At 73.0% G+C, this 24,032-nt stretch carries 20 protein-coding genes; 10 read left to right on the top strand and 10 right to left on the bottom strand.

What is annotated here, in order from left to right; all coding sequences use genetic code 11:
* Positions 1-254: 254 nt before the first annotated feature.
* Together AB0D10_RS26505 and AB0D10_RS26500 are read left to right on the top strand one after the other, a co-directional pair.
* Positions 255-926 (top strand): methyltransferase domain-containing protein, encoded by a 672-nt coding sequence (locus AB0D10_RS26505; protein WP_360261062.1) that lies wholly within the window; start codon positions 255-257, stop codon positions 924-926.
* A 62-nt stretch (positions 927-988) separates the two neighbouring features.
* Positions 989-2,827, top strand: coding sequence for an ATP-binding SpoIIE family protein phosphatase (locus AB0D10_RS26500; RefSeq protein WP_360260915.1), 1,839 nt, complete (start codon positions 989-991; stop codon positions 2,825-2,827).
* An 81-nt stretch (positions 2,828-2,908) separates the two neighbouring features.
* On the opposite strand, the gene AB0D10_RS26495 is transcribed toward AB0D10_RS26500, so the two are convergent.
* Positions 2,909-5,092, bottom strand: a complete 2,184-nt coding sequence (locus AB0D10_RS26495) for an MMPL family transporter (RefSeq protein ID WP_360260913.1) — start codon at positions 5,090-5,092, stop codon at positions 2,909-2,911.
* Positions 5,093-5,230: 138 nt separating this feature from the next.
* Here AB0D10_RS26495 and AB0D10_RS26490 point away from each other — a divergent pair, with 138 nt between their 5' ends.
* Entirely contained in the window at positions 5,231-5,866 is a 636-nt protein-coding gene (locus tag AB0D10_RS26490; RefSeq protein WP_360260911.1) for a TetR family transcriptional regulator, read from the top strand.
* Here AB0D10_RS26490 and AB0D10_RS26485 read toward each other — a convergent pair.
* Positions 5,863-6,837, bottom strand: coding sequence for a LysR substrate-binding domain-containing protein (locus AB0D10_RS26485; protein WP_360260908.1), 975 nt, complete (start codon positions 6,835-6,837; stop codon positions 5,863-5,865). The genes AB0D10_RS26490 and AB0D10_RS26485 overlap by 4 nt on opposite strands.
* A 192-nt stretch (positions 6,838-7,029) precedes the next feature.
* Between AB0D10_RS26485 and AB0D10_RS26480 the strand changes: the two genes are divergently transcribed.
* The gene (locus AB0D10_RS26480; RefSeq protein ID WP_350515070.1) at positions 7,030-7,581 is read left to right on the top strand and encodes a peroxiredoxin; all 552 of its coding nucleotides are present in this window, start codon (positions 7,030-7,032) and stop codon (positions 7,579-7,581) included.
* A 3-nt stretch (positions 7,582-7,584) separates the two neighbouring features.
* A complete protein-coding gene (locus tag AB0D10_RS26475) occupies positions 7,585-8,127 on the top strand; it encodes an alkyl hydroperoxide reductase (RefSeq protein ID WP_360260906.1) in 543 nt (180 codons plus the stop codon).
* A 98-nt stretch (positions 8,128-8,225) separates the two neighbouring features.
* On the opposite strand, the gene AB0D10_RS26470 is transcribed toward AB0D10_RS26475, so the two are convergent.
* The 4 genes from AB0D10_RS26470 to AB0D10_RS26455 all read right to left on the bottom strand — a co-directional run bounded on the left by AB0D10_RS26470 (position 8,226) and on the right by AB0D10_RS26455 (position 13,881).
* A complete protein-coding gene (locus AB0D10_RS26470) occupies positions 8,226-9,797 on the bottom strand; it encodes an AI-2E family transporter (protein WP_360260904.1) in 1,572 nt (523 codons plus the stop codon).
* A gap of 524 nt (positions 9,798-10,321) precedes the next feature.
* The gene (locus AB0D10_RS26465) at positions 10,322-11,062 is read right to left on the bottom strand and encodes a transglycosylase SLT domain-containing protein (RefSeq protein ID WP_360260902.1); all 741 of its coding nucleotides are present in this window, start codon (positions 11,060-11,062) and stop codon (positions 10,322-10,324) included.
* A 439-nt stretch (positions 11,063-11,501) separates the two neighbouring features.
* Complete coding sequence (locus AB0D10_RS26460) at positions 11,502-12,836, bottom strand: PhoH family protein (RefSeq protein WP_360260899.1); 1,335 nt, start codon at positions 12,834-12,836, stop codon at positions 11,502-11,504.
* A 250-nt stretch (positions 12,837-13,086) separates the two neighbouring features.
* A complete protein-coding gene (locus AB0D10_RS26455; RefSeq protein WP_360260896.1) occupies positions 13,087-13,881 on the bottom strand; it encodes an isoprenyl transferase in 795 nt (264 codons plus the stop codon).
* Between the two features lie 431 nt (positions 13,882-14,312).
* Between AB0D10_RS26455 and AB0D10_RS26450 the strand changes: the two genes are divergently transcribed.
* Entirely contained in the window at positions 14,313-15,890 is a 1,578-nt protein-coding gene (locus AB0D10_RS26450; protein WP_360260895.1) for a glycosyl hydrolase family 18 protein, read from the top strand.
* 136 nt (positions 15,891-16,026) lie between these two features.
* On the opposite strand, the gene AB0D10_RS26445 is transcribed toward AB0D10_RS26450, so the two are convergent.
* The gene (locus tag AB0D10_RS26445; protein WP_360260892.1) at positions 16,027-16,740 is read right to left on the bottom strand and encodes a prepilin peptidase; all 714 of its coding nucleotides are present in this window, start codon (positions 16,738-16,740) and stop codon (positions 16,027-16,029) included.
* Positions 16,741-17,022: 282 nt separating this feature from the next.
* Between AB0D10_RS26445 and AB0D10_RS26440 the strand changes: the two genes are divergently transcribed.
* Entirely contained in the window at positions 17,023-18,237 is a 1,215-nt protein-coding gene (locus AB0D10_RS26440) for a pyridoxal phosphate-dependent aminotransferase (RefSeq protein ID WP_360260889.1), read from the top strand.
* A 197-nt stretch (positions 18,238-18,434) separates the two neighbouring features.
* Positions 18,435-19,001 (top strand): RICIN domain-containing protein, encoded by a 567-nt coding sequence (locus AB0D10_RS26435; RefSeq protein ID WP_360260887.1) that lies wholly within the window; start codon positions 18,435-18,437, stop codon positions 18,999-19,001.
* 156 nt (positions 19,002-19,157) lie between these two features.
* On the opposite strand, the gene AB0D10_RS26430 is transcribed toward AB0D10_RS26435, so the two are convergent.
* The gene (locus AB0D10_RS26430) at positions 19,158-20,999 is read right to left on the bottom strand and encodes a phosphoenolpyruvate carboxykinase (GTP) (protein ID WP_360260885.1); all 1,842 of its coding nucleotides are present in this window, start codon (positions 20,997-20,999) and stop codon (positions 19,158-19,160) included.
* Between the two features lie 284 nt (positions 21,000-21,283).
* Between AB0D10_RS26430 and AB0D10_RS26425 the strand changes: the two genes are divergently transcribed.
* Positions 21,284-21,976, top strand: a complete 693-nt coding sequence (locus AB0D10_RS26425; RefSeq protein ID WP_360260883.1) for a hemolysin III family protein — start codon at positions 21,284-21,286, stop codon at positions 21,974-21,976.
* On the opposite strand, the gene AB0D10_RS26420 is transcribed toward AB0D10_RS26425, so the two are convergent.
* Positions 21,947-22,618 (bottom strand): hypothetical protein, encoded by a 672-nt coding sequence (locus AB0D10_RS26420; RefSeq protein ID WP_360260881.1) that lies wholly within the window; start codon positions 22,616-22,618, stop codon positions 21,947-21,949. The genes AB0D10_RS26425 and AB0D10_RS26420 overlap by 30 nt on opposite strands.
* A 283-nt stretch (positions 22,619-22,901) precedes the next feature.
* Here AB0D10_RS26420 and AB0D10_RS26415 point away from each other — a divergent pair, with 283 nt between their 5' ends.
* Complete coding sequence (locus AB0D10_RS26415) at positions 22,902-23,036, top strand: hypothetical protein (RefSeq protein ID WP_360260879.1); 135 nt, start codon at positions 22,902-22,904, stop codon at positions 23,034-23,036.
* A gap of 107 nt (positions 23,037-23,143) precedes the next feature.
* Here AB0D10_RS26415 and AB0D10_RS26410 read toward each other — a convergent pair whose 3' ends face one another.
* On the bottom strand, positions 23,144-24,025 hold the full coding sequence (locus tag AB0D10_RS26410) for a hypothetical protein (RefSeq protein WP_360260877.1): 882 nt from the start codon (positions 24,023-24,025) through the stop codon (positions 23,144-23,146).
* Positions 24,026-24,032: the final 7 nt, after the last annotated feature.

The raw sequence follows: 24,032 nt of genomic DNA, 5'->3' as shown, positions 1-24,032 counted from the left end.
CATATTCTCAGATGCCAGTACGCACACGAGTGGCTGCCGGGAACGCGTCGGGTGCGGTCCGTCCGTGTGCTGCGGGGAGCGTGACACGCCACCACCGGCAGCGGCCCGCGAGGTCGCCGAGGAGCCGGCCGGAGGCCACGGGTGGAAGGGTGCCTCTCAACGTGACGACCGGACAGATATCCGACGCGTTCGGCGTCGGCGAGGACGCGGGGGACGACGAGCCCGAGGTACGGCGGCGCCGGGCGGCCCGGGCCCTGCAGGCGGTCGCCTTCGACACCATCGGCACGGGGTACGGCGAGGCCTTCCCCGCCAAGGACGGACAGCTGGCGTGCGGCCGGCGGCTGCTCGCCGGACTCGAACCGGGGGCCCGGGTGCTGGACGTGGGCTGCGGCACGGGTGAGCCGACCGTCCGCCAGCTGACCGGCGCCGGGTTTCGGGTCACCGGTGTGGACCTCTCGGACGTGATGCTCACCCTGGCCCGGCGGGCGGCCTTCCCCGGCCCGTTCCCGCCGGTGTTCCATCGGATCGACCTGTACGATCTGGCCACCGAGCGCGCGGACCGGGTCTGGAGCGCCCCCGGGCTCGGCCCGGACGGCCGCGGCGGTTTCGCCGCCGTCACCGCGTTCTTCTCGCTCATCCTGCTGCCGCAGGACGAGATCCCGACCGCCCTCCGGCGGCTGCGCGAACTCCTGCGGCCGGGCGGACTGCTGGCGCTCGGTATGGTCGAGGCGGACCTGGATCACGTTCCGCTTCCGTTCCTTGGCAGAGAGCTGCGGATCAGTGGGTATCTGAGGGAGGATCTGGAGCGGGTTCTGGTCGCGGCCGGCTTCGCCGTCGAGGAGTGTTCGGGGCATCCGTACGCGCCGGCCAGTACCTCGCTGCCGCCGGAGGAACAGCTGTTCCTGTGCTGTCGACGCGTCGGCTGACCGCCCGACCGACCGATCGACCGGAAAACCAACCGACCACACCGAATCCAGGACAGGCAGCCGTGCGCGACCAGCTCAAGACCGAGGCGGAGCAGCCGCCCGCCGTCCCGGGCCAGCGCCGCCAGGTCCCGGCCCGGGCGCAGGGCCCGGCGAAGCCGCCGTCCGCGCGGCCGGAGCGCGCCGACGTGGCGGACCGCCTCGCCTACCTCGACTCGGCGACCCGGCGGATCAACAGCGCCCTCGACCTGGGCGCGACGCTGCGCAACATCGGCCGGGTGCTGGTCACGACGCTGGCCGACGCCGCCGTGGTCCACCTGCGCGACCCGCTGCCCAACGTGGAGCGCGAGCCCGGTTTCCCGGAGGAGCTGCGGATCCACCACAGCACGGGCACCCGGATCGGCCGCCGCGGCCGCCCGAGCGGCTTCGACGACCGGCGCCGCTACGGCGCCCGCTCGACCGCCGACAGCGGCCCGGCCACCCCGGTGACCCGCGGCGGGGCGCTCGCGCACGCCCTGCTGAGCCGCCGTCCCGCCGAAGCGGCCGTTCTCGGCACGCCCGGCTCCGAACGCACCGAGGTGCTGCTGCGCGAGCTGTACGGCAGCCGCGGGGTGGCCCGGCTGGCCCCGGGCACCTCCGTGGTGGCCCTTCCGCTGCGCGGCCGCAAGGCCGTCCTCGGGCTGCTGGTGCTGATCCGCCGTCCTCCTGAACGCACCGGCCGCCCGGCCTTCGACGCCGCGGACACCGCGACCGCCGCGCACCTCGCCACCCAGGCCGGGCTGGCCGTGGACACCGCCCTGCGGTACGCCCGCGAGTGGGAGATAGCCAACGAGCTCCAGCGCAGCATGCTGCCGTTGCGCCTGCCGCAGCCGCACGGCGTCCGGCTCGCCCAGCGCTACCTGCCCGGCGAGCGTGGCGCGCAGGTCGGCGGCGACTGGTACGACGCCGTCCCGCTGCCCGGCAACCGGGTCGCCCTGATCGTCGGCGACGTGATGGGGCACTCGCTGACCTCGGCCGCCATCATGGGCCAACTGCGCACCAGCGCCCAGACCTTGGCCGCTCTCGACCTGCCGCCGCACGAGGTGCTCTACCACCTGGACGAGCAGGCCCAGCGGCTCGGCCGGGAACAGCACCTGGCCACCTGCGTGTACGCGGTCTACGATCCGATCGCCAACCGGGTGGTCCTGGCCAACGCCGGACACGTCCCGCCGGTGCTGGTCCGCCCGGACGGGACGGCCGAACTGGTGGAGCTGGACTCCGGGGCCCCGATCGGGGTCGGCGGGGTGGACTTCAACTCGGTCGAACTGCCCGCGCCGCCCGGGTCCGCGCTACTGCTGTTCACCGACGGCCTGGTGGAGACCCGCAGCCGCCCGATCAGCGACGGCCTGGAGGTGCTGCGCGCCCGGATCGCCGCCGCCCGCTGGCAGTCACCCGAGCAGCTGTGCATGGAGGCGCTGCGGATCCTGCCGCCCGGCGACCGCGGCGACGACATCGCCCTGCTCGGCGCCTGCTTCGACGGCATTCCGGCCGGGGACGTCGCGCACTGGTACCTGCAGCCCCGCAACGAGACGCCGGGCCGGGCCCGCCGGCTGGCCGCGCACACCCTGCGCCGCTGGGGGCTGGACGAGCTCAGCGAGGCGACCGAGCTGATGGTCAGCGAGCTGGTCACCAACGCCGTCCAGCACGCGACGCGGCCGGTCACCCTGAGCCTGGTGCGCACCACCCGGCTGCGCTGCGAGGTGGGCGACGACAGTCCGCTGCTGCCGCGCCCGCGCCGGACCGGCCCGGAGGACGAACGCGGGCGCGGGCTGCAGATCGTGGCTCGGTGCGCGGACCGCTGGGGCGCGACCCGGCTGGGCACCGGCAAGGTGGTCTGGTTCGAGCAGCGGCTGCCGCAGCCGTAGCCGGCCCGTCGGCCGCGCGCCCGCCGGAACCGGGTCGGGGTGCCCGGCGGAACGGGTTCCACCGGGCGCCCCGACCGGGTGTCAGACCCCGGCCGGCTCCTTCACCGGCTGCTCCGTCAGCCGCGCGATCAGCTGCTCGCCCTCCATGTCCACCTTCGGCACGACCTTCTCCAGCCGCTTCGGGAACCACCAGGCGGCCTTGCCGAACAGCGCCATCGCGGCCGGCACCAGCGCCATCCGCACCACGAAGGCGTCCACCAGGACGCCCACCGCGAGGGCGAAGCCGATCGGCTGGACGATCGGGTCGTGGCCGAAGACGAAGGCGCCGAACACCGAGACCATGATCAGCGCGGCCGCCGTCACCACCCGGGCACCGCCCTTGACCCCGCCCACGACCGCCTCGCGCGGCGCCTTGCCGTGGACGTGCTGCTCCTTCATCCCGGAGACCAGGAACAGCTCGTAGTCCATCGCCAGTCCGAAGAGCACGCCGATCAGCAGGATCGGCACGAAGCTGACCACCGGGCCGACCTTCGGAACGTCGATCAGGCCGTCCAGCCAGCCCCACTGGTAGACCGCGACCACCGCGCCCAGCGAGGCCCCGATGCTGAGCAGGAAGCCCAGCACCGCCTTGAGCGGCACGAGCACCGAGCGGAAGGCCAGCGCGAGCAGCAGCAGCGCGATGCCGACGATCACCGCGACGAACGGCGGCAGGGCCTGGCCCAGCTTGGTGGAGACGTCGATGTTGGCGGCGGTGGTGCCGGTGACCGCGATGTCCGCGCCGGTCGCCGACTTCAACTCCCCGCGCCGGTCGCGGATCTCGTCGACCAGCGCCCTGGTGTCCTCGTGGTCCGGGCCGGTCCGCGGGATGACGGGGACCAGGGCGGTCCGGCCGTCCTGGTCGACCTGCGGCGGCAGCAGCGTCCGGACGCCCTTCAGGGTCTGCAGCTCGGCTGCCACCCCCTGCACGGCCTGGTCGGGCCGCGGCGCGCCGTGGGCGTCCACGACCACCACCAGCGGCGCGTTGAAGCCCGGTCCGAAGCTGTCGCTGACCAGGTCGTAGGCCTTGCGCGCGTCCGTCCCGACGGCCTGCGAGCCGCCGCCCGGCAGGCCGAGGTCCAGGCTCGCCGCGGGCACCGCCATGACGCCGAGCCCGGCCAGTCCGACGAGCAGCACGGGCAGCGGGCGGCGGACCACGAAGCGGGCCCAGCGCTCACCGGTGGTGGTCCTGCCGCCGGTGCGCAGCGCCCGCTTCCAGACCGGCAGCCGGTCGACGGCGCGGCCGACGAAGCCCAGCACCGCGGGCAGCAGCGTGATCGCGACCAGGACGGCCACCACCACCGCCCCGGACGCGGCCAGGCCCATCACGGTGAGGAACGGAACGCCCGCGACGGCCAGCCCGGCGAGCGCGACGACCACGGTCAGTCCGGCGAAGACGACGGCGCTGCCGGCGGTAGCGGTGGCACGGGCGGCGGCCTCCTCCGGCTCCAGGCCCTCGTCCAGGTGCCGGCGGTGGCGGAACAGGATGAACAGCGCGTAGTCGATGCCGACCGCGAGGCCGACCATCAGGGCCAGCACCGGCGCGGTGGTGATGATCTGGAACGAGCCGGTGAGCGCCAGCAGTCCGGCCATCGCCACGCCGACGCCGACCAGCGCGGTCAGCAGTGGCAGCCCGGCCGCGACCAGCGTGCCCAGGGTGATCACCAGCACCGTCCCGGCGACCACCAGGCCGATCGACTCGGAGCCGCCCTCGATCTGGGCGAACTTGTTGTAGGCGTCGCCGCCGAAGGCCACGTCCAGTCCGGCCGCGCGGGCCGGTTCGGCGGCCGCCTTGACCGCGTCGCGCTGCCGGTCGGTGACGTCGGCGAGCTTGCGGTCGAAGGAGACCAGGGCGATCGCGACCCGCTGGTCCGGTGAGACGGCGCCGGTGGCGTACGGGTCGGGCACCGCGGCCACGCCGGGGACCTGGGCGATCCGGGCGACGGCCCGGCCGACCGCCTCGGCCGCCCCGGGCGCGGCGGCGCCGCCGGCCGCCGGGGCGGCGAAGACGACCTGGGCGGAGGCGTGGCCCTGCGCCGGGAAGGTGTCCTTGATCCGGTCCAGCGTGCTCTGCGCCTCGGTGCCGGGCACCTTGAACTCGTCGCTGGTCTTGCCGGCGAAGGCGCCCGCGGCCCCGCCGATCGCGATCAGCACGGCAATCCAGACGGCCAGGACGGCGCGCCGTCGCCGGAAGCAGAAGCGGCCCAGTCGGTACAGGTACGTGGCCATGGGCGGTCCCTCGGGGTCGGTCAGGGCAGGTCGCTGCCCACCGTACGCGCAAGTTTGTCAGGCGACCAAGTCGAGCGACAGGTGCAATCGACAGGATCGCCTGACGCAGTTGCCCGACCGTGGCGATACCCTGACTGAATGGCTCACGTCCCCGCCTCCGAACGCCGCCCGCAACTGATCCAGGCCGCCATCGACCTGATGGCCCGGGAGGGGATCGCCGCCGGCAGCACCCGCGCAATCGCGGCCGAGCTGGGCGTGGCGCAGGCGACGGTGCACTACACCTTCGGCACCAAGAAGGACCTCTACCGGGCGGTGGTCGAGCAACTGACCGCCGAGTTCATCGGCCACGTCCGCGACGCCTACCCCGGCGAGGGCTCCTTCGCCGAGCAGGTCAGGACCCTGGTCCACGCGCTCTGGGAGAGTTCCACCGGCCCGGACGGGCGCTGCGTACTGCTCACCGAGTTCTCGGCACTGGCCATGCGCGACCCGGACCTGCAGGAGATCATGCGGGCCCTCCAGCAGGAGACCGAGGGCACCGCGACCGAGATGATCACCGCCCTCGCCGACGCTCACGGGCTGCGACTGGCCGCACCCGCCGAGGAGATCGCGGTCCACTTCCTGACCGGCTTCCACGGCCTGACCGACCGCTACCTGTCGCTGCGCGCCCCCGGCGAGCAGCCCGGCCCGGACACCCTGCGGGCCCTGGACGTGCTGGTGGCGACCGCGGTCGGACTCTGCCTGGGCACGCCCGCCACCCCCGGGAACGCGTCCTAGGACGAAGCCGCCGGCTCCCGGGGGCCGACGATCCGGACCGGCAGCTCGACCAGCACCTCACGCAGCGCGGCCGCGAAGCGCTCGTACTCGGCGCCGCGGGCCGAGCCCGGGCGGACGGCCAGCCCGATCCGGCGACCGGGCGGCGGGGCGGCGAAGCGGACGGCGGCCAGCCGGTCGGTGCGCCCGGCCTCGACGTCCAGTGCGGTGGCGGGCAGCAGGGTCACCCCGAGACCGCCGGCGACCAGCTGGACCAGGGTGGAGAGGCCGGCCGCGCGGGTGGTCGAGCCGGTCGGGTCGGCGCCGACCTCGCGGCAGATGTCCAGCGCCTGGTCGCGCAGGCAGTGCCCCTCCTCCAGCAGCAGCACGTCCAGGTCGAGCAGTACGTCGCGCGGGACGTCGATCCGCCCGGCGAGCGGGTGGCCGGGCGGGGCGATCAGGACGAAGTCCTCGTCGAACAGCGGGATGTCCAGGGTCGGCGAGGTCCCGCCGGCCGGGAGCGCGAGCAGCAGGACGTCCAGGCGTCCGGCGGCCAGGCCCTCCAGCAGCGAGGGGGTGCGCTCCTCGTGGACGTGCAGCTCCAGCTCGGGGAAGCGGTCACGGACCAACCGCAGCACGGTGGGCAGCAGGTAGGGCGCGACGGTCGGGATGACGCCCAGGTGCAGCGGCCCGGTGAACGGGCGGCGGGCGGCCTCGACCTCCTCGGTGAGGGCCTGCAGCGAGGCGAGCACCTTGCGCGCGTGCCGGTGCACCCGCTCCCCCAGGGGAGTGACGATCACCCTGCGCGTCGTACGCTCTACCAGCTGCGCCCCCAGCGACTCCTCCAGCGCGGCGACAGCCCCGGAGAGCGCCGGCTGGCTGGTCCCGGTGGCGGCGGCGGCCTCCCGGAAGTGCCGGTGCTCGGCCACCGCGACGAAGGCCCGCAGCTGGGCGACGGTCGGGGTGCGGGGACTGCGGACGGTGGCGCTCGTCACAGTCGGGTCGGTCTTGGCCCCGGCGGACCGACGGGATCCCGGCCGCGACGTGGGAGGTTCGGTACTGATAGCAATCTCCGATCAGACACATCCAGTGTAGCTATTTCCCCGATCAGTCCACGATGTGGAATCGTGATGCGTGTCCGGATTCCGGACAAAAGCTCCCCACACCTCATTTCAGGAGAAGCGAACGTGCTCACGATCGGTGACAAGTTCCCCGAGTTCGACCTCAAGGCCTGTGTCGACCTGGACGCCGCGAGCGCCTTCGCTGACATCGACCACAAGACCTACGAGGGCAAGTGGAAGATCGTCTTCTTCTGGCCGATGGACTTCACCTTCGTCTGCCCGACCGAGATCGCCGCGTTCGGCAAGCTGAACGACGAGTTCGCCGACCGCGACGCCCAGATCCTCGGCGTCTCCGGTGACTCCGAGTTCGTGCACCACGCCTGGCGCAAGGACCACAAGGACCTGCGCGACCTGCCCTTCCCGATGCTGGCCGACATCAAGCACGACCTGATGCGCGCCTGCGGCGTCGAGGGCGAGGACGGCACCGCCCAGCGCGCCGTCTTCATCGTCGACCCGAACAACGAGATCCAGTTCGTCATGGTGACCGCCGGCTCCGTCGGCCGTAACCCCAAGGAGGTCCTGCGGGTGCTGGACGCCCTGCAGACCGACGAGCTGTGCCCGTGCAACTGGACCAAGGGCGAGGACACCCTCGACGCCCAGGCCCTGCTGGCGGGCTGACCCATGGCCCTCGACGACCTGAAGGCCGCCCTCCCGGACTACGCCAAGGACCTCAAGCTCAACCTGGGCTCGGTCATCGGCAACTCCGACCTCCCGGCCCAGCAGCTCTGGGGCACCGTGCTGTCCTGCGCGATGGCCACCCGTAGCCCCGGCCTGCTGCGCGAGCTGGAGCCCGAGGCCAAGGCCAACCTCTCCCCCGAGGCGTACACCGCCGCCAAGGGCGCGGCCGCGATCATGGGGATGAACAACGTCTACTACCGGACGCTGCACCTGCTCTCCGACAAGGAGTACAGCACGATGCGGGCCGGTCTGCGGATGAACATCATCGGCACCCCGGGCGTCGAGAAGGTCGACTTCGAGCTCTGGTGCTTCGCCGTCTCGGCCATCAACGGCTGCGGCCAGTGCCTCGACTCGCACGAGGCCGTCCTGCGCAAGGCCGGCGTCGACCGCGAGGTCGTCCAGGCCTCGATGAAGATCGCCGCCGTCCTGCAGGCCGTGGCCGGTGTCCTCGACTCCGAGGCCGCCCTCGCCGCCGTCACCGCCTGACGCACCCGGCACCACGAGCGGGCCCCTCCCGGACACCACGTCCGGGAGGGGCCCGCCGCCGTTTCCGGCCCCGGCACGCCGGGGAGCCGTCGCTCCGCTCAGTCCGTGGCGGGACGCGCGGGACGGGCCGGCTGGACCGGCGGAACGGCCTGGGCCGGCTCCGCGGGCGGGTTCGGATGGGTGGCGGCGGTGCGTTCGGCGGCTTCGCGGGCGGCTTCGAGCGCGGTGAACACGGCCTGGCCGGCCTCGTTGCGGCGGCGCAGGTGGGTGATCACGGTGTTGGTGACGGCGATCAGCGGGACGGCGACGACCGCACCACCGATGCCGCCGATGATGCCGCCGGCCGCGACGCCGAGGACCACGCCCAGCGGGTGCACCCGGACGGCCCGGCCCAGGATCAGCGGCTGCAGGATGTGGCTCTCGATCTGCATCACCGCGATCAGCAGGATCAGCACCATCAGTGCCGCCCACACCCCGCCCTGGGTGACCAGGGCCATCAGCACCGCGACGGTGCCGGTGACGAGCGCGCCGACCAGCGGGACGAAGGCGCCCAGGAAGATGATCACGGCCAGCGGCATGGCCAGCGGCACGCCCAGCAGGTCGATGCCGATCCCGATGCAGACCGCGTCGATGAAGGCCACGCACACAGTGCCGCGCACGTAGGCGGTGAGCGTCGCCCAGGCCTTCGGGCCCGCGCCGGCCATCGCGAAGCGGGAGTGCCGGGGCAGCCCCCGCAACGCCCAGTTCCAGATCTTCTCGCCGTCGTAGAGCAGGAAGAAGGTGGTGAAGAAGGTCATCAGCACCGCGGTCAGCACCTCGACGGCGATCTGCGCGCCGGTGATCGAGGCCGAGGTGAGCTGGTCGGTGTTGGTGGTGATCGCCTTGGTGATCTGGTCGGCGAAGTCGGTGATCTGCTGCTGGGTCAGGTGCAGCGGCCCGGTGACCAGCCAGTCCTTCAGCTGGTTGACACCGTCCTTGACCTGGGTGGTGACGCTCGGCAGGTTGGTGCTCACCTGCCAGACCACGAACCAGCCGACCAGCCCGATCCCGGCCAGGCCGCTCAGGAACACCCCGCCCGCCGCCAGGGAGCGCGGTGCCCCCCGCCGACGCAGCCAGGACACCGAGGGTTCCAACAGCGCGGCGATCAGCAGCGAGGCCAGCACCGAGAAGGCGACCAGCCGCAGCATGTCGACGACGTAGAAGACGACGTAGAGCGCGGCGCCGAGCAGCAGCAGCCGCCAGGTGGACTCGGCGGCCACCCGCAGCCCCCACGGCACCGCCTCAGCGGGGGTGGCGGGCCGGCCGGGGTGGTACTCGCGGCCGAGCCCCGCGTGCGCGGCGAGTGCGGCCGGGGCCGCGGCGGGTGCCGCACCCGCCGGTGCCTCCGGCGCCGGGGCGGGGTCGGTCCGGGGCACGGGCACCGGGCCCGCCCCCTCCGTGACGGCCGGTCCACGGCCGTCGGTGAGGGCCTGCGCCTCGACGAGGGTTTGCGCCTCGACGAGGGCGCGCCCCTCCGCGAGCGGGTGCCCCTCCGTGAGCCCGGGGACGGGGAGTTCGTGCGGATCGGCCGCCATCGCGGCGCGTCGGCGCCGTTCGATCACGGCGGCCGCGCTCGCCACCACGGCCATGCCCTTGGCCACGGCCTTGAAGGCCTTTCCGCCCCGCGCCATGCTCGCTACCACCGCTCCCCGGCCCGCCCGCCGTGCCCGGCGGTACGCCGCGGGTCCTGCCGCGGCCGTCAGGGATGACGCTACCCGGCGCGGGCACGGCAAGTCCGGCCACCGGTGGGTTCGAGGGGAACACCTCACCTCGGAAATGCGGGCAAATCGCCATGTTCCAGGTGGTTTCGGATGCACTTCGCTGGGGAGGAGTCGGGACGAGACCCCGGAGGCAGCGCCTCCGGGAGCGCCGTGAGCCAACCGCCGGCGGACCGGCCGGTGCGGGAAGCAACCAGGACCCCTTCCCGCGCCCCGCGTCCGCACCCAGGACCGCACCGCCCGAGAGCGCACTGGTCAGCGCAGCCCGGGCGGCGCGGTTCGTCCTTCTCCCGCCGATCCGGGGCGACTCGGGCCCGCCGGCCCCGGGCGACTCCGGGCGACCCGGCCCCGGAACGGCGACGGCCCCCGGTCGCCCGCCCGGGAGGGGCGGGCGGCCGGGGGCCGTACGGAGCGCGCCGCCGGGGCGGCAGCCGTTCCTAGTACCAGTTGTGGGCCTGCCAGAACGACCAGGCGCCACAGGGGCTGCCGTAGCGGCTGTTCATGTAGCTGAGGCCCCACTGGATCTGGGTGGCCGGGTTGGTGCGCCAGTCGGCACCGGCCGAGGCCATCTTGTTGCCGGGCAGCGCCTGCACCAGACCGTACGCGCCGGAGCTCTTGTTGGTCGCGGTGTAGTCCCAGCCGCTCTCGCGCTTCACGATCTGGCTGAAGCACTGGAACTGGGCGTCGTTGCCGACGATCTGCCGGGCAGTGTCCTGGACCGAGCCGGGGCTGACCGAGACCGGGGGCGCGCTGGCGTCGACGGCGGTCATCGCCGAGCGGGCCTTCGACCGGTTGGCGGCCTCGGCGGCGGCCTTGCGCGCGTCGTCGGCGGCCTTGGCCGCCTTGTCCGCGTCGGCCTTGGCCTGGGCGTCGGCCTTCGCCTGAGCGTCCGCGGCCGCCTTCTGGCGCGCGGCCTCCTCAGCAGCCTTCTGCTCGGCGGCGGCCTTGGCGGCGGCGTCGGCGGAGGCCTGCTGGGCGGACGCCTGCTGGCCGATGTTGTCACTGATGGTCTGCGCCTGGGCGCCAGAGGGGACTTCGGCAAGCAGGGTCGCGCCGGCGACATCGACCGTCTGCGTCGTCTTGCCCTCGCTGCCCGAGGCCATGCCCACGACGGCACCGACAGCGGTGACGGCGGTGGCGGAGGCCACAGCGACTCCCCGGACCGAGATCCGAGTCACATGGATTCCTTCCAGCATCGCCCACGCGTGACCGTGCGGGCGCAACATGCCCCTTGGCACGGACCTCCGCACGGTGCTCTGGTCACGGGAGGTGCTGGCCCGGCGTCCGGCCGAGGTGAGGCGACCGGGCGTTGGAATCGGGCGGCGTACGGCTCGTCGGTCTTCAATTGTGTGTCCACCGACCGGAGTTGGCGGACCTTCCGGGGCCTGACTTCCGAGTCCGGAAGCCCTGCCGCGCCGTACGCGGGGCCTGACAGAACCCTCACCATGCCGCACCGGGCACGGTCGACGCAATTCCCGCCCGCGTGGCGCATGTCACATTCACCGCACGGGAGTTTCCCGGACGGAAAGCACTCGATGTGATGAAACGGCCGGGGCCCGCTCCGTCAGGAGCGGGCCCCGCAGGTCGAGTTGACCCTATTGTCCTACTATGCCCTGATCACGGGTGGATGTCCTCCAGCATCTCCGTGACCAGCGCCGCGATCGGCGAACGCTCCGACCGCGTGAGCGTGATGTGGGCGAAGAGCGGATGCCCCTTCAGCTTCTCCACCACCGCCACCACACCGTCGTACCGGCCCACCCTGAGGTTGTCCCGCTGCGCCACGTCGTGGGTGAGCACCACCCGCGAGCCCTGGCCGATCCGGGACAACACCGTCAGCAGGACGTTCCGCTCCAGCGACTGCGCCTCGTCCACGATCACGAAGGCGTCGTGCAGCGAGCGCCCCCGGATGTGGGTCAGCGGCAGCACCTCCAGCATCCCGCGGGAGATGACCTCCTCGATCACGTCCGGGGTGGTGACGGCGGAGAGGGTGTCGAAGACCGCCTGCGCCCAGGGGCCCATCTTGTCCGCCTCGGAACCCGGCAGGTAGCCGAGCTCCTGGCCGCCGACCGCGTACAGCGGCCGGAAGACCATCACCTTGCGATGCTGCCTCCGCTCCAGCACCGCCTCCAGACCCGCGCACAGCGCCAGCGCCGACTTGCCGGTGCCGGCCCGGCCGCCCATCGAGACGATCCCGATGTCCGGGTCGAGCAGCAGGTCCAGCGCCACCCGCTGCTCGGCGCTGCGCCCGCGCAGCCCGAACGCCTCGCGCTCCCCGCGCACCAGCCGAACCCGGCCGTCACCGGTGACCCGGCCGAGCGCGCGGCCGCGCTCCGAGGTGAGCACCAGTCCGGTGTGGACGGGCAGCTCGTCGGCCCCGTCCAGGTCCACCGACGCGTCGTGGCCCGCCGCGAACAGCGCGTCCACCTGGTCGGCGGGGACGTGCAGTTCGGACATGCCCGTCCAGCCGGACGTGATCGCCAGCTCGGCCCGGTACTCCTCGGCGAGCAGGCCCACCGAACTGGCCTTGATCCGCAGCGGCAGGTCCTTGGAGACGACGGTGACGTCGTAGCCCTCGGCCTGCAGGTTGCGGGCGACCGCCAGGATCCGGGTGTCCGCCTCGCCGCCGCCGGAGCGGTAGCCGGCCGGCAGTATCGACACGTCGGAGTGGTTGAGCTCGACCCGGATGGTGCCGCCGAGTTCGCCGACCGGGATCGGCTCGTCGAGCCGTCCGTGGCGGATGCGGTAGTCGTCGAGCAGCCGCAGCGCCTGGCGGGCGAAGTAGCCCAGCTCCGGGTGGTGCCGTTTGGCCTCCAGCTCGGTGACGACGACCACCGGCAGGACGACCTCGTGCTCCTCGAAGCGGGTCATGGCGAGCGGGTCCGCCAGGAGCACGCTGGTGTCGAGAACGTACGTGCGCCGGTCTGGTGTCCGGCGGCTCTTGGAACTGACCACTAGGCCTCCAGAGCGGATGACCCTGCGTCATCCGCGGCAAGCCGGCCTCGCTGCCCCGGTGGCCTCGGGGCCGGACTGACTGGAGTATTCCCAGGCGGGGGGCGGTGCATTCGCGCCCCGGGAGAACTGACGGATCATTGCCGGTGAACGTTTGGCCTCGCCCCGGGGCCGGGTACTCCAGCCCTACGGCGGTCACTTCACCGCGGACCGGCCGACGGGACCCCGGTCCCACCGGCCCGGGGGGCCGGGACTACAGGCCCAGCCGCCGGTGGCGCTGCTCGAAGGCGCGCAGGGCGCGCAGGAAGTCGACCTTGCGGAAGGCCGGCCAGTACGCCTCGCAGAAGTAGAACTCGCTGTGCGCGCTCTGCCAGAGCAGGAAACCGGACAGCCGCTGCTCGCCCGAGGTGCGGATGATCAGGTCCGGGTCGGGCTGGTTGCGGGTGTAGAGGTGCTCGGAGATGTGCTCGACGGTCAGGACCTCGGCCAGTTCCTCGATCGAGGTGCCGCGTCCGGCCTGCTCCTGGAGCAGCGAGCGGACGGCGTCGGCGATCTCGTGCCGGCCGCCGTAGCCGACCGCGACGTTGACCGTGATGCCGTCGATGTCGGCGGTCTCGTCGGCGGCACGCTTGAGCACGTCGGCGGTGTGCTGCGGGAGCAGGTCCAGCGCGCCGACCGGGTGGACCCGCCAGCGGCGGGCGGCGGCCAGGCCGGTGACGGCGTCCTCGATGATGCCGAGCAGCGGGACCAGCTCGTCGGCCGGACGGTCCAGGTTGTCGGTGGAGAGCATCCAGAGGGTGACGACCTTGACGTGGGTCTCGTCGCACCAGCCGAGGAACTCGCTGATCTTGTCGGCGCCGCGCTGGTGTCCGTACGCGGTGGACCCGCCTGCGGCCTTGGCCCAGCGGCGGTTGCCGTCCAGGATCACGCCGATGTGGTGCGGAGTGCGGGCCAGGTGGACCTCGACCCGGCGGCCGTAGAGCCCGTACATCCCGCCCAGCAGGGTGCGCAGCCCCGGCGTCCGTTCGGCGACATCGCGCAGACCCATGTTCCCGGACCCCTCCGTGCTCGTTCAGCTGGTGCGTCACCGCCCCGGCGCAGCCTACTCCGGCGCGCAGGCGCACGGTAAAGCCGCAGGTAGCGGTCTGGTCACGGTCCTGTACGAAGTCTGTCGCGACGGGCGTGCCGGAGGTCGCGCAGGGGTCGTACGGGGGCCGGCCCCGGACCGCGGGGCGGGCGTCGGCGGGCCTCGACGGGCCTCGGCGGTGCGGACACGGAACGGTCTCCGAATCCTTAACGGAACCGTAAGCCCTCGGTTCCCTGCTTGACGACCCGCAATGGTCTAGTCCAGCTTTTGATTCCGGACGGAACGACCCTCCACTCCGTCTCCCCCAGGCTCATCCCGGACCTCCCCTCCCCCACACGCGGCCGCCGCGCCCCCCACCGCGGCGGCCGCTCCTCCCCCAGGAGCGTCACCCCATGGCCCGTACGCTGAACCAGCCCGCGCACAAGCGCCGGCGCAGCCCCCTCCCGGCCGTCGCGGCCGGCGCCACCGCCCTCGCCCTGGCCGGCGGCGGCCTCGCCCTCTTCGCCGGCGGCGCCGGCGCGGCGGTCGGCAACCTGGTCACCAACGGCGGCTTCGACGGCGGGCTCGGTGGCTGGAGCTGCGCCGGCGCGGCGACCACCGTCTCCGCTCCGGTCCACTCCGGCACCGGCGCGCTGCAGGCCGCCCCGGGCGCGGGCGACACCGCCGAGTGCACCCAGACCATCAGCGTGCTGCCCGACACCAGCTACACGCTGAGCGCCTGGGTCCAGGGCCCGTACGTCTACCTCGGCGCACGCGGCACCGGCGGCACCGACCCATCCGCCTGGTCGAACCAGAACGGCTGGAACCAGCTGTCCACCACCTTCACCACCGGGGCGAACGCCACCAGCATCACCGTCTACCTGCACGGCTGGTACGGCCAGAGCGCCTACCTCGCCGACGACGTCGCCCTGCTGGGGCCCGGCGGCACCGGCACCCCGTCGCCGACCGCGACCCCCACGCCCACCCCCACGCCGACCGCGACGACCACCGCCACGCCCACCGGCACGGCGACCCCGACCCCCACCGCCACGCCCACCCCCACCGCGACCGGCACCACCCCGCCGGCCACCGGCCTGCCGGCGCACGCCGTCACCGGCTACTGGCAGAACTTCGACAACAACTCGACCCCGCAGCGCCTGAGCGACGTCCAGAACGCGTACGACATCATCGCGGTCTCCTTCGCCGACGCCGTGCCGACCCGGACCGGCGCGATCAGCTTCACCCTGGACCCGGGCCTGTCCAAGGCGCTCGGCGGCTACACCGACGCCCAGTTCCGCGCCGACGTCAAGGCCAAGCAGGCGGCCGGCAAGAAGGTCGTCCTCTCCATCGGCGGCCAGAACGGCGCGATCACCGTCGGGGACGCCACCGCCGGCGCCAACTTCGCCGACAGCGCCTACGCGATCATCAAGGACTACGGCTTCGACGGCATCGACGTCGACCTGGAGAACGGCGTCCAGGCCGGCCCGCTCGGCGACGCGCTGCACTCCCTGCAGGCCAAGGTCGGCCCCGGCTTCGTCCTGACCATGGCGCCCGAGACCATCGGGATGTACAGCACCGCCGGCGCCTACTTCCAGCTCGCGCTGAGGACCAAGGACATCCTGACCGTCGTCAACACCCAGTTCTACAACTCGGGCGGCATGAACGGCTGCGACGGCAAGGTCTACAACCAGGGCACCATCGACTTCATCACCTCACAGGTCTGCACCCACATCCAGGGCGGCCTGCGGCCGGACCAGGTCGGCATCGGCGTCCCGGCCTCGGCCAAGGCCGCGGGCGGCGGCTACGTCTCGCCGACCGTGGTGAACAACGCGCTGGACTGCCTGGCCACCGGCAACAGCTGCGGCAGCTTCGTGCCGCCGGCCAAGTGGCCCACCATCCGCGGCGCGATGACCTGGTCGACCAACTGGGACGCCGACAACGGCAACGCGTTCTCCAACGCGGTGGGCCCGTTCGTCCACAAGATGCCCTGAGGACTCTTCTTCCCCCGGCGCGCAGCTCCTTGAGGGTGGGGCCCGCGCGTCGGCGGCGGGGCCCGTCGTACCGCTCCGGTACGACGGGCCCTTCCGCGTTCCGTCCCCGCCGCGAGGCGCCGGGCGGGCGCTCGCGCTACCTGGCCAGCACCGCCGTGAGCGCGCCGAGCAGCAGGAACGGCCCCACCGGGACGTCGAGTCCGCGCACCGGGCGCCGACGGACCAGGGCGGCGGCGGCCCGCAGCACCGCCCAGAGACCGGCCAGCACCGCGGCGGCGAACAGTCCGCCGAGCGCCACCGACCAGCCGTACCAGCCGAGCAGTCCGCCCAGCGCGAGCCCCAGCGGGGAGTCACCCGGCCCCAGGGCCCCGGCCCAGACGGCCAGTTCGAGCACCGCGCCGACCGCGAGCGCCACCAGCAGACAGCGCAGCAGCGCCCCGGGGCGTCCGTCGACCAGCGCGGCCACCGTCAACAGCGCGGCCACCCCGCCGAGCAGCGGCAGGGTCAGCCGGTACGGCAGCCGGCGCACCCGCGCGTCGACGAAACCGAGCGCCACCCCGAGCGCGGCCGCCCAGCCCAGCGCCGCGGCCGCCGGCCCGTCCGCCGCGTACGCCACTGCGGCGGCGGCGGCCGCCGCGACCGTCTCCACCGACCACGCGCCCGCGCCCAACCGCTCCCGGCAGCCCGGGCAGCGTCCGGTGGGCGGCAGCAGGCGCACGTCGCGCCCGCACGACGGACAGGCCGCACACCAGGGTTCGCCCTCCGGCACCGCGAACCGGGCGACCAGTCCGCGCAGCGGCGGAGCCGCCAGGAGACCGACCAGTACCGCCGCGACCACGACCGGCACCACCGGCGCACCCCCTCCTCGATCGACGCACCGGCCCCATCCTGCCGCGCCGGGCGGGGCGCCGTCCGGCGCGGCGGATGCGGCGTGCGGTGTGCCGTCCGTCTCGTTCCGGAGCACGGCCCGCCCGCGCTCCTCGCATACGCGGGCATTCCGGACACCGGGCTCCCCCATTGGAAGGCCTGCCGACGCCCCCGCCTGCCGATCCAAGGAGGCCTCTCGGGCCCTGCGGACCACCTCCCCGGAGTCCCGCCGAAGGGGTCCTCCGTACCCCTAAAGTAGGCAGGCATGCAGGTCATCCAGTCCAGCAAGCTCGCCAACGTCTGCTACGACATCCGCGGCCCGGTGCTCGACGAGGCGATGCGGCTGGAGGAGCAGGGCCACCGCATCCTCAAGCTCAACACCGGCAACCCGGCTACGTTCGGCTTCGAGGCGCCCCCGGAGATCCTCCAGGACATCCTGCGCAACCTCGCGAACGCGCACGGGTACGGCGACTCCAAGGGCCTGCTGTCCGCCCGCCGCGCGGTGGTCATGCACTACGAGGACCGCGGGCTGCACGGCCTCTCCGTCGACGACGTCTTCCTCGGCAACGGCGTCTCCGAGCTGATCCAGCTGGCCATGACCGCCCTGCTGGACGACGGCGACGAAGTCCTCGTCCCGGCCCCGGACTACCCGCTGTGGACGGCCTCCGTCTCGCTGGCCGGCGGCACCGCGGTGCACTACCGCTGCGACGAGCAGTCCGAGTGGTACCCGGACCTCACCGACATCGAGGCCAAGGTCACCGACCGGACCAGGGCCATCGTGGTGATCAACCCGAACAACCCGACCGGCGCGGTCTACCCCCGCGAGGTGCTGGAGGGCATCGTCGAGATCGCCCGCCGGCACGACCTGGTGGTCTACGCCGACGAGATCTACGACAAGATCCTCTACGACGACGCCGAGCACGTCCCGCTGGCGACCCTGGCCCCGGACCTCTTCTGCGTCACCTTCAACGGGCTCTCCAAGGCGTACCGCGTCGCCGGCTTCCGCTCCGGCTGGATGGTGCTGTCCGGCGAACGGGCCAGGGCCCGCAGCTACATCGAGGGCCTCACCGTGCTCGCCTCGATGCGGCTGTGCGCCAACATGCCCGCCCAGCACGCGGTGGCCGCCGCGCTCGGCGGCCGGCAGTCGATCCGCGACCTGGTGCTCCCCGGCGGACGCCTGCTCGCCTCGCGCGACGCCGCGCACCGGCTGCTCAACGAGATCCCCGGTGTCAGCTGCGTCAAGCCCAAGGGCGCCCTGTACGCGTTCCCGCGGCTGGACCCGAAGGTCTACAAGATCAAGGACGACGCCCAGATGGTCCTGGACCTGCTGCGCTCCCAGCGCATCCTGCTGGTCCAGGGCACCGGCTTCAACTGGCCCGAGCCGGACCACTTCCGGCTGGTCACCCTGCCCCGCCCCGAGGAGATCACCGACGCCGTGACCCGGATCGGCGAATTCCTCTCCGGCTACGCCCAACCTTGACCTCCCCTTTAACCACGGGCCACCGACCGGACCGTAGGATTCCGGCGCGTCGGCGGCCCGGGTTCCTCTCCGGGCCGTAGGGGGACGGGCCGGTCGGCGGTGTGCCGGGGCCCGGGCCGACGCGGACACCGGAGCGCGCGACCACCCGGAAGAGTCCGCTCCCCTGCCAACACTCCTCCGCAAGGGACCGGTCCGTCTTGACCATCCGCTTTCCGCTCACCCCTGCCCGCGCCGCCGCGGCCGCCGTCGGCGCCGCCATCGCGCTGACCACCGCCCTGCCGGCCACGCCCGCCGCCGCCGCCGGCGGTGGCTTCCGCATTCCGACGTCGAGCACCGTCGTGAACGCCAACTCCGGCAAGTGCCTGGAGATCGCCGACTGGAGCACCGACAACGGCGCCCCGGCCCGCCAGTGGGACTGCACCGGCGGCGCCAACCAGCGGTGGGACTACGTCCCCGACAGCGGCGGCTTCCGCCTGGTGAACCGCAACTCCGGCAAGTGCCTGGAGATCGCCGACTGGAGCCGGGACAACGGCGCCGAGGCCCGTCAGTGGGACTGCACCGGCGGCTGGAACCAGCACTGGAACTACGCCGGCTCGATCGGCGCGCACAACGAGCTCGGCCTGGCCAACCTCAACTCGGCCGACCTCCTGGAGATCGCCGACTGGCGCACCGACAATGGCGCCCCGGCCCGCCAGTGGCAGGGGTCCACGGCCGGCGTCCCCCAGGGCAACCAGGCGTGGATCACCGCCATCATCCGGCTCTGACGGCGAAGCCCGGAAAAACACTACGGCCGGAGTCCCGGTCCGGACGATCTCCTTGGTCGGGGAAAGATCGTCCGGCGGAACTCCGGCCGTCCTGTCGCATCGGCGGGCGCCCGGTTCGTGCCGGGCGGCCGCCTCTCGCTCGGTAGAGGCTCAGGCTCAGCCGAGGCGCGCGACGAGGCTCCGGTACTCGTCCCACAGCTCCTTCGGGGTGTGCTCGCCGAAGGTCTCCAGGTGGGCCGGCACGAGCGCGGCCTCCTGGCGCCAGATGTCGGCGTCCACGGTGAAGAGCAGGTCGAGGTCCTCCTGGGACAGCTTCAGGTCACCGAGGTCGAAGCCCTCGACCGTCGGCAGCACGCCGATCGGGGTCTCGACGCCCTCGCCGGTGCCGTCCAGGCGCTCGACGATCCACTTGAGCACGCGGCTGTTCTCGCCGTAGCCGGGCCAGACGAACTTGCCCTCGGCGTTCTTGCGGAACCAGTTGACGTAGTAGATCTTCGGCAGCTTGGCGGCGTCCGCCTGGGCGCCGACCTTCAGCCAGTGGGCGAAGTAGTCACCCATGTTGTAGCCGCAGAACGGCAGCATCGCGAACGGGTCGCGACGCAGCTCGCCGACGGTGCCCTCGGCGGCGGCGGTCTTCTCGGAGGCGATGTTGGCGCCGAGGAAGACGCCGTGCTGCCAGTCGAAGGACTCGGTCACCAGCGGGACGGCGGTGGCGCGGCGGCCGCCGAACAGGATCGCCGAGATCGGCACGCCCGCCGGGTCCTCCCACTCGGGGGCGATGGTCGGGCACTGCGCGGCCGGGACGGCGAAGCGGGCGTTCGGGTGGGCGGCCGGGGTGCCGGACTCGGGGGTCCAGTCGTTGCCGCGCCAGTCGGTCAGGTGCGCCGGGGGCTCCTCGGTGAGGCCCTCCCACCACACGTCGCCGTCGTCGGTGAGGGCGACGTTGGTGAAGACCGTGTTGCCCCAGAGGGTCTCGATGGCGTTGGCGTTGGTGTCCACGCCGGTGCCGGGGGCGACGCCGAAGAAGCCGGCCTCGGGGTTGATGGCGTACAGGCGGCCGTCGGCGCCGAAGCGCATCCAGGCGATGTCGTCGCCGATCGTCTCGACCTTCCAGCCCGGAACGGTCGGCTGGAGCATGGCCAGGTTGGTCTTGCCGCAGGCCGACGGGAAGGCGGCCGCGACGTACTTGGGCTCGGTGCCGCCCTCGGAACCGGCCGGCGGGGTGAGCTTCAGGATGAGCATGTGCTCGGCCAGCCAGCCCTCGTCGCGGGCCATGGTCGAGGCGATGCGCAGCGCGTAGCACTTCTTGCCGAGCAGGGCGTTGCCGCCGTAGCCCGAGCCGAACGACCAGATCTCCTTGGTCTCCGGGAAGTGCGAGATGTACTTGGTGCTGTTGCACGGCCACGCCACGTCGGCCTCGCCCTCGGCGAGCGGGGCGCCGACGGTGTGCACGGCCTTGACGAAGTCGCCGTCCTCGCCCAGCTGGTCCAGCACGGCCTGACCCATGCGGGTCATCACGCGCATCGACACGGCGACGTAGGCGGAGTCGGTGATCTCGACGCCGTACGCGGCCAGCGGGGAGCCGACCGGGCCCATCGAGAAGGGCACGACGTACATCGTGCGGCCCTTCATCGCGCCGCGGAAGAGACCCTGCTCGCCCTGGAACACCTCCCGCATCTCGGCGGGGGCCTTCCAGTTGTTGGTCGGTCCGGCGTCCTTCTCCTGCTCGGAGCAGATGTAGGTGCGGTCCTCCACGCGCGCGACGTCCGTCGGGTCCGAGGCGGCGTAGTAGGAGTTGGGGCGCTTCTCCTCGTCGAGCTTCTTGAAGGTGCCCTGAGCCACCAGCAGGTCCGCGAGGCGGTGGTACTCCGCCTCGGAACCGTCGCACCACTCGATGCGGTCCGGCTGGGTGAGCTCGGCGATCTCGCTCACCCAAGCGAGCAGCTGCTTGTGGCGGGTGGGCGCGGATGCGCTGAGAGCAGAGATCTCGTACGACACGATCGCTCCGTTTCACGCCATCTCGGCGAAGAGACGGCGTAGCGGGGGTCTGAGGGTGCTTGCAGCGTAGCTCCGGCCTCAAGCCTCCAACGCCCCGAAGCGGCGAAATTGACGCATCTTTTACTACAGTCAGTATGATTACCGGCCAGTAACAGGTCGCTCACGTCCCGGACGGAGTGCGCGGCGCCACACCCCGAATACTCCAAAACGTCCAAGAGTGATGATCACCACTTCCTACGCGTCAGTAACCTACGGATCCGTAGGTAGCGGGTAACATGCTGCGCATGACTGCTGCTGCGCTCGCCGAGCGCCTCGCGGAGGGCCCTGCCGAGAGCGGGGAGAGCAAGCCGAAGTGGCGCGGCTGGCTGCACGCCGGCATGTTCCCCGCCACCGTCGCCGCCGGGATCGTGCTGATCTGCCTGGCCGACTCAACGCCCGCCAAGATCGCCTGCGCGATCTACTCGGTCAGCGCCTGGCTGCTGTTCGGGGTCAGCGCGGTGTACCACCGCTTCGACTGGGGCCCGCGCGGAGACGCCGTCCTGCGCCGGCTGGACCACGCGAACATCTTCCTGATCATCGCGGGCACCTACACGCCGTTCACGATGCTGCTGCTCAAGGGCGCGGACCAGCAGCTGCTGCTCTGGGCGGTCTGGGGCGGCGCGCTCGCCGGCATCGCGTTCCGGGTGTTCTGGGTCGGCGCGCCACGCTGGCTGTACACGCCGGTGTACCTCGCGCTGGGCTGGGCGGCCGCGTTCTTCCTGCCGGACTTCCTGCACACCGGCGGGGTCGCCGTCCTGGTGCTGATGATCGTCGGCGGGGTGCTCTACAGCATCGGCGGCGTGGTGTACGGGCTCAAGCGGCCCGATCCCTCACCACGCTGGTTCGGCTTCCACGAGGTGTTCCACGCCTTCACCCTCGGCGCGTTCATCGTGCAGTACGTCGGCGTCTCACTCGTGGCGTACAGCACGGCCGGCTGAACCCGGCGCACCCCGACGGGCGGTCGAACGGTCCACGGACCGGGCGGCCGCCCGTTCCGCCGTCCAGGGCCGCTCGTACGGCGCGCGAATCTGCGGGCGGCGCGGGTACGGCGGGTGGTCGGCCGCGCCGGGCTCCGGCTGCGGGGCGGGGTCCTGGTGCCGCTCGCGCCCGTCGTGCGCCTCGCCGGGCCGGTGCGCCCCGTCGCCCGGGTGGGCCCCGTACTCCCTGCGCTCGTCGTGTTCCCGGTACGCGGCGTGCCCCTCACGCTCCCGGTGCGCCGTGCGCGCCTCGTGCTCCCGGTGGGCCGCGCGCGCCGGGGGCTCCGGCCGCGCCGCGCCGGCGGAGCGCCCGCGCGCCTGCCGGGCGTCCAGCGCCTCCCGGGCCCGGCGGCAGCGCTCGCAGTGCGCGGCGTCCGGGATGCCGCGGCGCGGACGGTGCCCGGCCGGGGCCGGGGCGCCGTGCAGGGCGCGCCAGCGTCGGCCGACGTGGACCATGAGCAGCACGGTCTCGACCCCGGCGACCGCCAGGACCAGCAGGGCGCCGTTGATCAGATAGGCCGCCACCACGGCCAGCGCGGAGGCCACCACCGCCGCCGCACCCCACGCCTGGGCACTCGCCTGCTTGTCGTCCGCGTCGGCCACTTCGGCTCCCCTTTCCCCGGTGCCGGGCACGTGGTCGGCTCCTGCCGCCCCACCCCTTCTCCGCTCTCGGCACGCGTCGGCCAGCACTGACCGATTGCCACATGGTATCTACCGACAGTCACTCCCCACTGCCCCCGGGCGGCGAACGACAGATCAACGTTGCGTCAATTCCTTGTGTGGAAGCAGCACTTCCAGGACACGTCACGCAGAGTAAGAAGACGATCACATCGTCGCCGGATTGACGGCCGCAATCTTTCGAGGGTTACCCACGTACGAGATGCGGGTGACCGCCGCCGCCATCGCGGCCGCCACCACCGAGGCCCTGCTGCAGTGGGCCGCCGGCGACCGCCGGGAGGACGTTGCGGACCTGGTCGACCGGACCTTCGCACTGCTGGAGAGCGGTTTCGCCGGGGTGTGAGCCCCGCCGCGGCCGCCTCTCCCCTCTATACCGCTACAGAGGGGAGAAGCAGCCGTGCGAGGAAGGGGCAGCGGGGCCCGGTCCGCTCGGCCGGGCCCCGCTCCCCCTCACCCGCGGCGCACGCCCGTCCTCCGCCGCAGGACCGCGCCCGCGCCCGCGAGCGCCGTGGCGCCCAGGGCCGCGGCCGCCGTCACGGCCGGCAGCACCGCACCGGCGCCCGCGGTCGACACCGTGGCGTTCGCGGCGTTCGCGGCGTCCGTGGCGTCCGCCTGGTAGCCGCCGCCCTTGCCCGCCCGGTCGTACGCCGACCCGGGCAGCTTGTCCCCGTACCGCTGGTGCACCAGCTGCTGATAGGCGGCCAGCGTCACTCCGCCTGCGCCGACCGAGCGGCGGGCCTCGTCGTCCAGCGGCAGCACCCGCCCGTCCCGCAGCGCGTACCAGGCGTTGACCTGCGGCTCACGGAAGGCGGTGCCGCCACCGCCGGCCGCCGCCTTCGCCGCGTAGTCGCTCTCGTCGCCGCCCGAGGCGATGTTCACCACCCGCCACGACCCGCCCTGCCGGACCGTCCAGACCGAGGCGGTCTGCCCGTCCGCCGCGACCACCTTGCTGGCGGTGAACTCCGCCTTCGCCACCGGCGCGCCCGGGGTGCCGGCCACGAAGCCGGCGTCCAGGACGTACACCGGCACGGTGTCGCCGGACAGTCGCGGCGCGGCCGCGCTCGCCGCCCGCGCCTCCTCGGCGGCACCGATGGTCAGTTGCGTCGTCGGCGGGACGCCCTTGCGGGCGAAGAAGTGGCCGACCTTGTCGAGCACGGCCGGATCCTGGACGGCGCCGCGGGCCCCGGCCAGCTCGGCGGCGGGCAGCGGCGCGGGGGCCGGGGCGGCCGGCGCGGGTGCGGCGGCCTGCGCGGCCGGGGCGAGCGCCAGTGCGAGGCCGACGGTGAGCAGGACGCCGGCAGCGGCCCGACGGAGGTCACGGTTCTCGGTCATGGCCGCC

Origin of the sequence: Kitasatospora sp. NPDC048545 (assembly GCF_040651155.1) — a bacterium.
Lineage (GTDB): Bacteria > Actinomycetota > Actinomycetes > Streptomycetales > Streptomycetaceae > Kitasatospora.
The sequence above is the reverse complement of the archived record's forward strand: the minus strand, read 5'-3'. Positions and strand labels throughout refer to the sequence as shown.